Origin of the sequence: Pseudomonas sp. PvP009, assembly GCF_017832995.1 — a bacterium.
In the GTDB taxonomy this organism is placed as follows: Bacteria; Pseudomonadota; Gammaproteobacteria; order Pseudomonadales; family Pseudomonadaceae; genus Aquipseudomonas; species Aquipseudomonas syringae.
The window spans coordinates 4,431,750-4,445,279 of sequence record NZ_JAFIBG010000001.1; the positions used below are offsets into that span (position 1 = coordinate 4,431,750).

Annotated in this window: 13 protein-coding genes; 3 read left to right on the plus strand and 10 right to left on the minus strand. The window is 58.0% G+C overall.

The genetic code is table 11. The features are described 5' to 3' along the window. Positions 1-27 precede the first annotated feature (27 nt). Positions 28-1,557 carry a sensor domain-containing diguanylate cyclase gene (locus JOE29_RS19070; RefSeq protein WP_003408978.1) on the plus strand — a complete coding sequence of 510 codons (1,530 nt, stop codon included), beginning with the start codon at positions 28-30 and terminating at the stop codon, positions 1,555-1,557. A 70-nt stretch (positions 1,558-1,627) separates the two neighbouring features. Here JOE29_RS19070 and JOE29_RS19075 read toward each other — a convergent pair whose 3' ends face one another. Further along, complete coding sequence (locus JOE29_RS19075; RefSeq protein WP_003314059.1) at positions 1,628-2,098, minus strand: PA2169 family four-helix-bundle protein; 471 nt, start codon at positions 2,096-2,098, stop codon at positions 1,628-1,630. A 218-nt stretch (positions 2,099-2,316) separates the two neighbouring features. Between JOE29_RS19075 and JOE29_RS19080 the strand changes: the two genes are divergently transcribed. After that, a complete protein-coding gene (locus tag JOE29_RS19080) occupies positions 2,317-2,556 on the plus strand; it encodes a DUF3820 family protein (RefSeq protein WP_003341842.1) in 240 nt (79 codons plus the stop codon). Positions 2,557-2,683: 127 nt separating this feature from the next. On the opposite strand, the gene JOE29_RS19085 is transcribed toward JOE29_RS19080, so the two are convergent. Genes JOE29_RS19085 through zwf form a run of 3 tightly spaced genes read right to left on the minus strand, consistent with a single transcriptional unit; the run spans position 2,684 to position 5,564 of the window. Then, entirely contained in the window at positions 2,684-3,358 is a 675-nt protein-coding gene (locus tag JOE29_RS19085) for a bifunctional 4-hydroxy-2-oxoglutarate aldolase/2-dehydro-3-deoxy-phosphogluconate aldolase (RefSeq protein WP_003314057.1), read from the minus strand. 36 nt (positions 3,359-3,394) lie between these two features. Then, positions 3,395-4,108, minus strand: coding sequence for a 6-phosphogluconolactonase (pgl, locus tag JOE29_RS19090; protein WP_003314056.1), 714 nt, complete (start codon positions 4,106-4,108; stop codon positions 3,395-3,397). Further along, positions 4,095-5,564, minus strand: a complete 1,470-nt coding sequence (zwf, locus tag JOE29_RS19095) for a glucose-6-phosphate dehydrogenase (protein WP_003314055.1) — start codon at positions 5,562-5,564, stop codon at positions 4,095-4,097. The genes pgl and zwf overlap by 14 nt, the downstream gene beginning before the upstream one ends. 218 nt (positions 5,565-5,782) lie before the next feature. Between zwf and JOE29_RS19100 the strand changes: the two genes are divergently transcribed. Then, positions 5,783-6,649, plus strand: coding sequence for a MurR/RpiR family transcriptional regulator (locus JOE29_RS19100; RefSeq protein ID WP_002552324.1), 867 nt, complete (start codon positions 5,783-5,785; stop codon positions 6,647-6,649). A gap of 46 nt (positions 6,650-6,695) precedes the next feature. On the opposite strand, the gene JOE29_RS19105 is transcribed toward JOE29_RS19100, so the two are convergent. The 6 genes from JOE29_RS19105 to JOE29_RS19130 form a co-directional block, all read right to left on the minus strand. Beyond that, positions 6,696-7,571, minus strand: coding sequence for a D-hexose-6-phosphate mutarotase (locus JOE29_RS19105; RefSeq protein ID WP_017277796.1), 876 nt, complete (start codon positions 7,569-7,571; stop codon positions 6,696-6,698). A 108-nt stretch (positions 7,572-7,679) separates the two neighbouring features. After that, a complete protein-coding gene (locus tag JOE29_RS19110; protein WP_057406408.1) occupies positions 7,680-9,041 on the minus strand; it encodes a carbohydrate porin in 1,362 nt (453 codons plus the stop codon). Between the two features lie 125 nt (positions 9,042-9,166). After that, positions 9,167-10,336, minus strand: a complete 1,170-nt coding sequence (locus tag JOE29_RS19115; protein WP_210079770.1) for an ABC transporter ATP-binding protein — start codon at positions 10,334-10,336, stop codon at positions 9,167-9,169. A 2-nt stretch (positions 10,337-10,338) separates the two neighbouring features. Beyond that, complete coding sequence (locus tag JOE29_RS19120; RefSeq protein WP_003433593.1) at positions 10,339-11,184, minus strand: carbohydrate ABC transporter permease; 846 nt, start codon at positions 11,182-11,184, stop codon at positions 10,339-10,341. Beyond that, a complete protein-coding gene (locus tag JOE29_RS19125; RefSeq protein ID WP_003314048.1) occupies positions 11,177-12,085 on the minus strand; it encodes a sugar ABC transporter permease in 909 nt (302 codons plus the stop codon). Before JOE29_RS19125 ends, JOE29_RS19120 begins: the two co-directional genes overlap by 8 nt. 104 nt (positions 12,086-12,189) lie before the next feature. Beyond that, a complete protein-coding gene (locus JOE29_RS19130) occupies positions 12,190-13,476 on the minus strand; it encodes an ABC transporter substrate-binding protein (protein WP_029573163.1) in 1,287 nt (428 codons plus the stop codon). Positions 13,477-13,530 lie beyond the last annotated feature (54 nt).

Genomic DNA, 13,530 nt, shown 5'->3' on the forward strand with positions numbered 1-13,530 from the left:
ATCATTCGTCTGCAGGTAGAACAACCGATGATGGTGTTTGCGTTTTCTCGGCGAGCCCGGCTCAGATGGACCCGTCCGGAGCTGATATTGATTTTTGGCAGCTCGGTTTCAATGCTCGCCATTCTGGCGATCGTGGCGTCTCTACTGGCCCAGGAGCGCGACGACGCAGCACAGACAGCAGCACGCGCAGCGTCCAATATCGTGCGTTTGATCGATGCCGACGTCATGCGTAACGCAGAACTTTACGACTCTTCACTGCAAGGCATGATCAGCGCGTGGCAGCGTCCGGACCTTCAGCAACTGTCACCTGAACTGCGCCAACTTGTTCTGTTCGATCGCGCCACTGCCGCCTCTTACAAGGGCGATCTGGTATTGCTCGATAACCGCGGCGAACTATTGGCTGATTCTTTGTCTGTCACCCCTCGACACGACAACTTTTCTGACCGTGCCTATTTCAAGGACCATGCCGTAGACCGCTCTTTGACGCTACATGTCAGCGCGCCGTACAAGACTCGCTGGGGCTACAAGGATTGGTGCATCAGTTTCAGCCGCCGTCTATCAGGGCCCAACGGCGAGTTCATGGGGATCGTGAGCGCAGAGATGCGTCTGGTGTATTTCAAGCACCTGTTCATGAGCCAGAATCTGGGCATTGACAGCAGCATCAACCTGATCAATACCTCGGGCATTTTGGTCGTTCGCTACCCGGAAATGGAAGGCCAGGAGCTGATCGGCAAAGATTACAGCCACAGCCCCAACTTTCAGCGGATTCTTCAGGAAGGCGATGGCAGCTTTGCCGCGATGTCGACGCAGTTGAACGCTCGCCGGCTGTATACCTTCTCCAGAGTCGGCAACTTGCCGCTGATCGTCGTCATCGGGCAGTCAGAGGATGAGGTGTATGCCGTCTGGCAGCGCAACGCCTGGCTGGTCGGCTCGGCCACCAGCGTCTTGTGTCTGGGCATTCTGTGGCTGACCTGGCTGCTGTGTCGCGAACTGAGAAGACGCCACCGTGCCGAAGATGCACTGGCCAGCCTGGCCGCGACAGATGGTCTGACCGGGCTCGATAACCGCCGTCAGCTTGACGAAGCCATGGAAATCGAGTGGGCGCGAGCGCAACGCTCTGGCAAACAGCTGTCATTGCTGATGATCGACGTAGACCATTTCAAGGCATTCAATGAGCGTCATGGCCATCAGGGCGGGGACGAGGCGCTGCGGCTGATTGCGCAGACCATCTCATACTGCATCCGCCGTCCAGGCGACCGGATTGCACGCTATGGCGGCGAAGAGTTCGTGGTGGTACTGCCGGAAACAGACTTGCCGGGCGCCATGTTGATCGCGGAAAAAATCCGCAAGGCCGCAGAGTCACTGCCTCTGTTCAGGAATGCCGAGCATCCCATCACTGTGAGCATCGGGGTCGCTTCGGAGGTCGTTCGCCAGGGCGACAAACTGGAGGCATTTTTCGGGGTGGCCGACAAGGCGCTGTATCAGGCCAAGGACAATGGACGTAACCGGGTCGAGTACCGCAGTTCGGTTGCCCGAAAGGTGATGGATCAGGTTTGAAGGGCTGCCTTCAGGCATAAAAAAACGCCAGACTGGCTGGCGTTTTTTCAGTTACCGCTGAGGCATCGAATTACGATGCGGCGCGGGCTGCATCACGCAGTGCTTTAACTTTGTCGTGGTTGGCCAGAACGCCAGCCTGCTGCTTTTCAATCAAAGCAATCACGTTAGGGGAAACGTTCTTGGCACGAGCTTTTTCCAGAGCTTCGCGATAAGCCTTCTTGGCAACGTCTTCACCTTTCTCGACTTCTTCCAGTACAGCCTTGTCGTCGTCGGAAGTAACCATCGACTTCAGGTTGACCCATGCGCGGTGTAGTGCGCCAGATACGCTGGAAGAATCTTCAGGCTTGCCACCCAGTGCGGTTACTTCAGCTTGCAGTTCACGGACGGCTGCAGCCACTTCAGTAGAGCGGTTTGCAAGGAACGATTTTACCTGAGCGCTTTTTGCGTGTTCTGCGCTGGTACGGAAACCTTCTTCCCCGTCTTTGCTGGTTTCGATCAGGTCATTCAGGATAGAGATCGTTTCTTTGTTGATATCAGTCATTTGATAATTTCCTAATGGCAGGTTGATACGAAAGTGTTCGATGTATAGGTAATTGCAGGCACCGTGCCAGTTTTTGATATGAAAATAATTGTTTAAAATCAATATCTTACGAAATTTTCACAATTTACCGTTCGTGACTTCTGCATGATCGGCGGTTTGGCCTGCATGCAGAATGCACGTATCGTACGGGCTGAGAGAGAAACGCAGGCTTATCGCGAATGAATCCGGAAAAACTCAAGTTGCTCGTGACACAGGAAATGCCGTTCGGCAAATACAAGGGCCGGCTAATCGCTGATTTACCGGGGCATTACCTGAACTGGTTTGCGCGGGAAGGCTTTCCCAAAGGAGAGCTGGGAGGTTTGTTGGCGCTCATGCAGGAAATCGATCACAACGGCCTTGGCGCGCTATTGGACCCGCTGCGTACGCGTCCACGTCAGTCGTTCAAGGACAAAGGGTAAAAGCGAAGAGACGGTCCGGGGAGAAAAAAACGGTGCTCCGGACCAGGGAGCACCGAAAAGCCATACAACCAACAACAACTTCCTTGTCGGAATCAGCCGCAATGGGCTGACGCCGAAATCCTGAAAATCAGTCAAACAGCGCCATTGCCTGCGCAGTCGCTTCCTGAATACGGCCCCAGTCACCATTCTTGACCCAGGCGTTATCGATCATCCAGGTGCCGCCCACGCACATAACGTTGGGCAGGGCCATGTAGCTCTTGAGGTTCTGCTCGTTGACGCCACCCGTTGGGCAGAAACGCACCTCATTGAACGGCCCGCCCAGGGCTTTGATCGCTGCCACACCACCACTGATCTCAGCCGGAAACAGCTTGAAGCGGCGATAGCCCATGGCGTAACCGATCATGATTTCCGAAGCGCTGCTGACGCCCGGCAACAGCGGCAAAGGGCTGTCGACCGCAGCTTGCAGCAGGTCTTGCGTACTGCCAGGGGTGACGATGAACTGCGAACCGGCCGCCTCAGCGTCAGCCAGCATCTTGCGGTCCAGGATGGTTCCCGCGCCTACACACAACTCGGGGCGCTGTTCACGCAGGATACGAATGGCGCTCAGGCCGAACGCCGAGCGCAGGGTCACTTCCAGCGCAGTCATACCGCCAGCGGCCAGTGCATCGGCCAGCGGCAGTACGTCCTGGTCACGGGCGATGGTGATCACCGGCAGAATCTTCGCCTTGGCGCAGAGTTCGTCGATCTGGACAATCTTGTTCGCCATGCTGGTCAGCGGCTGATTATTTTCATTCTGTGTCATGGCGACGGTTCCTTTGTTTGTGGGGCTTATCGGGGCTTATGGGCACCAGTAAATCTCGAGAGACGGGTTGAGAAAGGCACGTACCGGCATTTCGGCGAGGTCATCGCCTGCCAGCGCGGTGCGCAAGGTGTCGAGTTTGGCCTGACCGGATACCGACAAAATCGGCGAACGTGCCGACGCCAGCAGGCGACGGGTCAGGGTCAGGCGCTGGTGCGGCACGCTCGGTGCGAGCATGGGCAGGCAGCGGCGCTCGCCTTGCAGGTCGAGGGCTTCACTCAGATTCGGGCTGTTGGGGAACAGCGACGCGGTATGCCCGTCGTCGCCCATGCCCAGAATCAGTACATCGATGGGTGGCAGCTCGGCCAGTGCCTGATCGGCAGCCTGCGCGGCTTCCTCGACACTGCTCGCCACGCTGTACAGGCCGAGAAACTTCGCCTTCGCCACAGGCCCCTGCAACAAGTGGCGGTGCAACAGGCCGGCATTGCTGTCGGCATGTTCGGTCGGCACGAAGCGCTCGTCCGCCAGACTGATGACGACTTTCGACCACTCCAGCGGCTGTGCCGCCAGACGCTGGAAGAAGGCCACCGGGCTGCGTCCACCGGACACCACCAGCGTCGCCAGACCGTTCTTGCTGATCGCCTGCTTGAGGCGCTCGGCGACAGTTTCAGCCAGTGCATCGGCCAGTTGCTGCGCTGTGTCGAAATCGTGTGCTACCAGCCCTGCTGGCAGCTTGAGGTCACATGTCGCCATACCAGGATCTCCCGTCGCGAGTAATCAGGGCAATGGAGCTCATCGGCCCCCAGGTTCCGGCCGGGTAAGGCTTGGGCGCATCGCCCGCCTTCTTCCAGCCAGCGATCAACTGATCACACCATTGCCAGGCGTACTCGATCTCATCTTTGCGGACAAACAGGTTCTGATTGCCACGCATGACTTCCAGCAACAACCGCTCATAAGCGTCGGGGACACGAGCGCTGCGGTAGGTGTCGGAAAAATTCAGTTGCAAGGGACCGCTGCGCAGCTGCATGCCCTTGTCCAGGCCCTGATCCTTGGTCATCACCTGCAAGGAAATGCCCTCGTCAGGCTGCAGGCGGATGATCAGGCGGTTGCTGATCTGCAAACGCTGTTCAGGCGCGAAGATGTAGTGCGGCGGCTCTTTGAAATGGATCACGATCTGCGACAGCTTCTGCGGCATGCGTTTGCCGGTGCGCAGATAGAACGGCGTACCCGACCAGCGCCAGTTGCGGATGTCGGCGCGCAACGCGACGAAGGTTTCGGTATCGCTCTGGGTATTGGAGTTTTCTTCCTCCAGATAGCCAGGCACCGCCTTGCCTTCGCTGTAGCCGGAGGTGTACTGGCCGCGCACCACCTGGGTCGCCAGACGCTCGGGGGTGAACGGGGCCAGTGCCTTGAGCACCTTGACCTTCTCGTCACGGATACTGTCGGCAGACAGGTCGCTGGGCGGGTCCATGGCAATCAGACAGAGCAGCTGCAGCAGGTGGTTCTGAATCATGTCACGCAGCTGGCCGGCCTGATCGAAGTAGCCCCAACGGCCCTCGATGCCGACCTTCTCGGCCACCGTGATCTCTACGTGCGAAATATGGTTCTGGTTCCACTGGGTTTCGAACAGGCTGTTGGCAAAGCGCAGAGCGATGAGGTTCTGTACCGTGTCCTTGCCCAGATAGTGGTCGATGCGATAAACGCGGTTTTCCGGGAAAAACTGCGCGACGGCGTCATTGACACGGCGCGAAGAGGCCAGGTCGTGGCCGATGGGTTTTTCCAGTACGGCACGCGTGCGCTCGGCGAGGTTGACCGACGCGAGGTTCTCGCAGATGGCACCGTAGACCGAGGCCGGCGTGGCGAAATAGGCGATCAGGGTTTCGGCAGTGCCGACCCGCTCGGCAAGTGCGACGTAATCCTCGGCCTTGAGGAAGTCGACATGCAGGTAGCTGAGGCGCGCCAGAAAGCGGCCCAGGTTGTCCGGCTCCAGTTCCGTTTCGGGAATGAAACGGCGCATGGATTTTTCGATGTACGCCAGATGCGACTCTTCGTCGCCCGGTTCACGCGCCAGGGCAAGAATTTTTGTGTCTTCATGCAGCAGTCCAGCGCGATCAAGCTGATAAAGAGCCGGGAACAGCTTGCGTACCGCCAGGTCCCCCAGGGCACCAAACAGGGCAAATGTGCACGGTTCAACCGTAATCAAGGGCATAATGTTGGTTCTTTTATCAAGTTAGGCTACAAATACCTTTTTTAAAGGCGTTACTCAAGGCCATATGTAGTAATAACCACAACATTCTGCCTAAAAGCATATTCCAGTGGTGATCAACACAGGCCCTCAGTACGATAGGCCACCTTTGCTACAGGCTAAAGGGCTAATAAAAGCTCAAGGCAAAACCGTTGGTAAATCAGCCCCGACAAGGACTTTGAATGGACCGCGTAAGAAACCTCCTGGAGCAAATCCAGGGCCGACTCGACGAGCTGAACAAGGCCGAACGTAAAGTGGCCGAGGTCATCCTGCTCAACCCGCAGATGGCAACGCGGCTGAGCATTGCAGCGCTTGCCCAGGCCGCCAAGGTCAGCGAGCCGACGGTCAATCGCTTCTGCCGTTCGTTCAGTGTCAGCGGCTATCCGGAATTGAAGCTGCAACTGGCCCAGAGCCTGGCCAGCGGCGCAGCCTATGTCAGCCGTGCGGTGGAAGCGGATGATAATCCTGAGGCCTATACCCAGAAGATTTTCGGCAGTGCCATCGCGTCACTGGACAGCGCGTGCCAGCAATTGGACCCGGCCTTGATCAGCAAGTCTGTGGACATGCTCATTCAGGCGCGGCAGATCCATTTTTTCGGGCTGGGCGCCTCTGCGCCGGTGGCTCTGGATGCGCAGCATAAATTCTTCCGCTTCAATCTGGCGGTGACGGCGCATGCCGATGTGCTGATGCAGCGGATGATTGCGTCGGTGGCGCATACCGGCGAGTTGTTTGTGATTATTTCGTATACGGGGCGTACCCGTGAGTTGGTGGAGGTGGCGCGTATCGCGCGGGCCAACGGCGCGTCGGTGCTGGGGCTGACGGCAGCCGGTTCGCCGCTGGCTCAGGCCAGTACGGTGAGCCTGAACATTCCTCTGCCGGAAGATACGGATATTTATATGCCGATGACGTCGCGGATCATTCAGTTGACGGTGCTCGATGTGTTGGCAACGGGTATGACGTTGCGCCGCGGCGTCGATTTTCAGCCGCATTTGCGCAAGATCAAGGAAAGTCTGAATGACAGCCGTTATCCGATCGAGGATCAGGGCTGACTGGGTGTCGTTGACTATCGTGCCGACGCTCCGCGTCATCTGCAACTCACCCTGCCAGGCTGGCTTGCAGTTTGAGCTGCACCTGTTCTCCGGGCCGTAGGCTGAAGGTGTCGCCGGAGCCTGAGGCGGCTTCGACGCGGACGAAGCCTGTGGTTTCGCTGCCGCATACGCCGAGCAGCGGTCTGCTGCCGGGATGCCAGACGACGGTGTTGGGGCTGTCGCCGGTGTCGATGTTCAGCCTGCGCTGCCAGATCGGGTCCTGGAGCTGTACGGCACCGGCGTGTTCGAATACGCGCTGGCAGGCGCCTGCCACGCGCAGTTCGCCTTGTTGCTGACACGCCTGTCGGCTGAGTTCGTCGTAACCCTGTGCGCCGTCGAGCCCCTCCAGTGCGACTTCAGCCACATCGCCGATCCGCCAATACGCGTGCAGCGCATGGCTGAAGTGACACGGTTCGCTGTCCTCGTGACACGTGCTCAGACGCAGTTCCATGCCCTGCCCCAGTTCGGCATGCAGATCGACCTGCCAGTCCCACAGTTGCAAGCGCCAGTGCAGGCTCACGCCTTCTTCGCATTCACTGCTGTCGATCAGCTTCCAGTCCAGCAAACGCCCCCAGCCGTGCGCCGGCCAGCCGCTCTCGCCGGGATGTCGGCCATACCAAGGCCAACAGACCGGCACGCCTCCACGAATGGCCCCCACCTGTGGCCACTGCGCGGCACACCATAGCCAGGGTTTCTGGCCCTGTGGCTGGAAATGCAGCAATTGCGCGCCCTGGCGACTGAACACGGCCTGACACTGCGGGTGGTCGATGACCAGTACATCGCGCAGCTGATGGCGCTCCCACTCGAAAGTCGGTCTGGCACGTCGGGATCGGAAGAAGCGTTGCAATGGATGTTCAGGCAGTTGCGCGTCGTGAGTGGTCATCGCCAATCGCGTCCCTGAAAAATAAAAGGATCAAGCCAAAAAAAACGGGCAGCCAGGCTGCCCGCAAAGCACACACGACCCTTGATCGCGTTACGCGTCAGTCAATAATCAGAACTTCGACTGGATCTTGATGCCCGCTACCAGCGCATCATCAACCTGATCTACGCCACCAGGATGCTTGATGTACTGCAGGTTGGGACGCACGGTCAGCCAGTTGGTGACATGGAAGCCGTAATAGATTTCAGAGTTGTACTCGGTGCTCTGGACCGGCAGGTAGCCAGGGTTGTCGTAGTCATTGATACCGCTGATCTGGTTGGCCAGACGCACGCGATCCTGCACATCGTCGTTGACGTGGATACGGGCGATACCGATACCGATGTCATCTTTCGGACGCGAGTTGAACGGACCTTTGTACGTGAAACCGATCTGCTGGTAGTTGTCGACGAAGTTGGTCGCCTTGTCATGCACGGTGGCGTTGGCAAAGATGCTGAGACCACGCGACGCATCGCCGTCATGAGTGGTGAGCTGTTGCTGAGCTACGACCCACCAGCCATGCTTGCTGCTGTGCGACTTGAACGCTGCGCCAGTCAAAGCCTGCGGCTGACCGTTCACGTCTTCATAGACGTCATTGGCGTTCGGCGTGCTCTTGTAGTAACCGACGCGGTACTCACCGGGCAACGAGTTGAAGGATGGAGTCCAGACCAGCTCGACCGGCAGAATCATGCCTTCGGTGCCACTGCCACTGAGCTTGAAGCCGTTGCCTGTTTCCAGATTGGACGGGTTCTGCTCGTAGACACCGACCTGTGCATAGACTTCAGGCGTGATGTTGTACTTGATGCGCAACGCCCACTGGCTGATTGGCCAGTTGTACCAGGTGCTTACGTAGTTACCGACCTGCGAGCCGCAGAACGACAGGTTCTGGAAGTCGCACGGGAAGCTGTTGAAGTCTTCGCCCGGACCGAAACGGCCGGCCTTGACGTCCAGCGCGCCGTCGAAGTACTTCTGCTTGATCCACATCTGGGTCAGGCGCCAGGTCTGACCACGGCCCCAGACTTCCTGGGAGGAGCTGAGTGTACCGGCGCGAGGATCGCCGATACGGTCATTGGAGATGTTGCGACCGCTACGTTCGGTGATCGCCAACTTGAACTCCGCGTCCTGCCAGCCAAACGCCTTCTGCAAATCGACTTTCATGCCCAGCGCGAACTGGTCGCTGTAACGACCGGTGGTGTCGTCGTTGTAGCCGCCCTTGAGGTTGCTGGCCATCTCGGAAACGTATTCCAGCGAGAAGTCATAACCCTTGTCCAGCAACTCGGTGCGCTTGCCACCCCAGTCACCCGTCATCCAGGGTGAATCTGCGGCAAATGGCTCGGCGGCGTGAACGCTGCCTGCCAGACCCATCGCACCCAACGCCGACAGCTTGCATACCAACTGGAGCCGGGAAAGCGATTTACCTTTGTTGATCTTCTTCATCCCATCAATCCTCGTTTTATTGTTATTAGCTTTGGTAGACGTGTTGCTTCATTCACTGCCCTGTGTTCGCTGGTCGACCGTGCGTTTTGGCAGCCAACGGCCAGCCAGCGATACTCGTTGCTGAATCAATTTATCACTTGCGGCTCGACCGGTGACACATTGTTTTCCCGTTCGGCCGCCTGCCGCGCTCCCAGCACGCCAAGACGCTCGCCGCTCTGGGCATCGAAAATCAGCACCCTGGCAGGGTCGAACTGCAAGGTAAGGCTCTCGCCCACCTGCGGTGCGACATCCGGGGCAAGGCGACAGCAGACCTTGCTCTGGTTGAGCGTGACGAACACCAGCGTATCCGGACCGGTCGGTTCGGTCACCTGAACCTCGGCACGAATGGTCGGCAGCCCGGTCGATTCAGCGCTGGCCAGCATAATCTGTTCAGGGCGAATACCGAGAATGATTTCTCGATCTTCAAGGCCTGCATCGGACACGCCCACCGGCAGTTCGCAACGTGCCTGGCCACTGTCGAGCGCAGCGATCAACTGGCCATCCTTGCGTTGCAGGCGCAGCGGGATGAAGTTCATCGGCGGCGAACCGATGAAACTGGCGACGAACAGGTTGGCCGGATCGGTGTAGATCTGCTTGGGCGTACCGAACTGCTGGACGATACCGTCCTTCATCACCGCCACTTTGTCACCCAGCGTCATGGCCTCGATCTGATCGTGGGTCACATAAACGGTGGTGGTTTTGAGGCGCTGATGCATCAGCTTCATTTCGGTACGCATCTCGACGCGCAACTTGGCATCGAGGTTGGACAGCGGCTCATCGAACAGGTAGATCTTCGGTCGACGTGCCAGGGCACGCCCCATCGCGACACGCTGTTGCTGGCCACCGGACATCTGACCCGGCTTGCGATTGAGCAGGTGCTCGATCTGCAGCAGCTTGGCAACGCGCGCCACTTCAGCGTCGATGTCGGCTTGCGGCATCTTGCGGATCTTCAGCCCGAACGCGATGTTTTCACGCACGCTCATGGTCGGATACAAGGCGTAGGACTGAAAGACCATCGCAATGTCACGGTCCTTGGGGCTGGTGCCGCTGACGTCCTGGCCGTCGATCAGAATCTCCCCGCCACTGATGCTTTCCAGACCGGCAATGCAGTTCATCAGGGTGGATTTACCGCAGCCCGATGGACCGACCAGGATCAGGAACTCGCCATCCTTGATCGACAGATCGATGTTCTTGAGTGTGTCCGGCAGGTTGCTGCCGTAGGTCTTGTTGACGTTGCGTAATTCGAGAGTCGCCATGATTACCCCTTGACCGCGCCGGCCGTGAGCCCACGCAGGAAATACTTGCCAGCCAGTACGTAGACCAGCAGTGTCGGCAGGCCGGCAATCATCGCCGCCGCCATGTCAACGTTGTATTCCTTGGCACCTGTGCTGGTGTTGACCAGATTGTTCAGAGCCACAGTGATCGGCTGAGAATCGCCGCTGGAGAACACAACGCCGAACAGGAAATCGTTCCAGATCTGGGTGAACTGCCAGATCAGGCAAACCATCACGATAGGCGTGGACATTGGTAGAATGATGCGCCCGAAGATGGTGAAGAAGCCGGCACCGTCCAATCGTGCAGCCTTGACCAGCGCATCGGGAATGCTGACGTAGTAGTTACGGAAGAATAGCGTGGTAAATGCCAGTCCGTAGACCACGTGAACAAACACCAGCCCGGTGGTCGTGTTGGCTAGGCCCATCTTGCCCAGTGTGAAGGATGCCGGCAGCAGGACGGTCTGAAACGGCAGAAAGCAACCGAACAGCAACAGACCGAAGAACAGCTGCGAGCCCTTGAAGCGCCACATCGACAGCACATAGCCATTGAGCGCGCCGATTGCGGTGGAGATGATCACGGCCGGAACAGTGATTTTTATCGAGTTCCAGAAATAACCATCGACCAGGTCCCAGGCTTTTATCCAGCCGATTGCAGTCACTACGCTCGGCCAGCTCAACAGGTTGCCGGTGCCGATATCTTCGGGTGTCTTGAAGCTGGTGAACAGCATCACTACCAACGGCACCAGATAAATCAGACAGGCCAGCATCAGCACGGCGTAAATCAGAACACGACTGAAGCTGATGCCCGGTTTGCCAACATGACTAGTCATGGCGTTTGGTCCTCAGCTCGGAATACAGATACGGCACCAGAATCGCCAGGATCGCGCCGAGCATCAGAATCGCACTGGCAGAACCCATGCCCATCTGGCCGCGGCTAAAGGTGAACGAATACATGAACATCGCCGGCAGGTCGGATGAGTAACCGGGGCCACCGGCGGTCATCGCGGCTACCAGGTCGAAACTCTTGATCGCAATGTGCGCGAGAATCATCACGGCACTGAAGAACACCGGACGCAGGCTTGGCAGCACGACGCGCCAGTAGATCATCGGCAAACTCGCGCCATCCATCTGGGCCGCGCGAATGATCGACTGATCGACGCCACGCAGACCTGCCAGAAACAACGCCATGACGAAGCCGGAGGACTGCCATACCGCGGCGATGACCAGGCAGTACACCACGCGGTCCTGGTCAATCAGCCAGTCGAAACGGAAACCTTCCCAGCCCCAGTCGCGCAACATCTTGTCCAGGCCCAGGCCTGGGTTGAGCAACCACTTCCAGGCAGTACCGGTGACGATCATCGACAGCGCCATCGGGTACAGGTAGATAGTACGAATCATGCCCTCGCGACGAATCCGCTGGTCCAGCAGGACGGCCAGCAGGACCCCGATCACCAGGCTGATTGCAATGAACATCCCGCCAAAGACCGCAAGGTTCTTGCTTGCCACCCACCAGCGATCGTTGTCCATGAGACGCGCGTATTGCGCCAGACCGACCCATTTATAGGAAGGCAGGAACGTCGAGTTGGTGAACGACAGTGCGAATGTCCAGAGGATATAGCCATAGAAACCCACCAGCACGATGAACATGCTGGGGGCCAGCACCAGTTTTGGTAGCCAGCGTTGCAGCGCATCCATTGGCGAGGCTTTGCTGTTCGCAGCGACAGAGCTCATCGGGAGTATCCCATGCGGTGTATCGAATCCAGGCCGCAGCCGCAGGTGAAATCAACCAGGGATTTCAACACTGCGGACGACGGTTAAAGGCGGTTCAGAACGAATTACTTGGCAGACTTGATCGCAGCGCCCAGCTTTTTGGCTGTTTCGGCCGGATCAGCTTTCGGGTCATTGATGTAGTTGGTCACCACATCGAAGAACGCGCCCTGCACTGCCAGCGTAGTTGCCATGTTGTGCGCCATGCTTGGCTGAAGACCACCGGTTTTCGAATCAGCCAGGAAGTCCTTCGCAGCGGTTTGCGCACACGAGTCGAAACCGTATTTGCTCATGTCGGACAGCATGTCTTCACGAACCGGGATCGAACCCTTGTTGATGCTGAAGACCTTCTGGAAGTCCTCGCCCATGGCGACCTTGGCCAGATCCTGCTGTGCGGCAGTCGTGCCCTTGTCTTTCTGCTTGAAGACGGCCAGCGAGTCGATGTTGTAGGTAAACGCCTTTTCGGTGCCCGGGAAGGCTACGCACTGGTAATCCTTGCCAGCGACCTTTTTGGCTGCGGTCCATTCACTCTTGGCCCAGTCACCCATAATCTGCATGCCGGCCTTGCCATTGATGACTTTGCCAGCTTCCAGGTTCCAGTCCTGGCCCTTGCCGTCGGCATCCATGTAGGTCGCGACTTTCTTGAGTTCGGTGAGCGACTTGACCATTTCTGGGCCGGTCAACGCGCCGTTGTCCAGATCGACCAGAGCTTTCTTGTAGCCGTCAGCCCCCATCACCGAGAGCACGACAGCTTCAAAGACGGTGCTGTCCTGCCAAGGCTGGCCACCGTGGGCGAGCGGGATGAAGCCGGCTTTTTTCAGCTTGTCGCCTGCCGCGTAAAACTCTTCGAGCGTTGTAGGCGCCTTGTCGATACCGGCTTTCTTGAAGACTTCAGGGTTGATCCACAGCCAGTTGACGCGGTGAATGTTCACCGGTACTGCTACGTAATCACCGTCGTACTTCACGGTGTCGGAGACTTTCTTGTCCAGCAGGGAGTCCCACTTCTCGGACTTGGCGACCTCTTTCAGCGCATCGGTATCGAGCAGGCCGGTAGAGGCCCATTCCTGAATATCCGGGCCTTTGATCTGGGCCACACCGGGAGGATTGCCAGCAACCGCACGGCTCTTGAGCACGGTCATGGCCGTGGAGCCGCCGCCGCCTGCAACGGCGCCGTCCTTCCAGGTAAAGCCGTCCTTTTCAACCTGAGCTTTCAGAACATCGACTGCAGCCTTTTCGCCACCCGACGTCCACCAGTGCACGACTTCTACGGTGCCTTTGGAGTCAGCGGCGTTAGCGCTCAGAGGGAACAACGAAGCGAGAGAGATGACAACAGCGAGACGTGACATGGAATTCATCGAATTGACCTTTCTTGTTGTTATGCATGAGCAAGTCTGGTGCTTGCGCTTCGT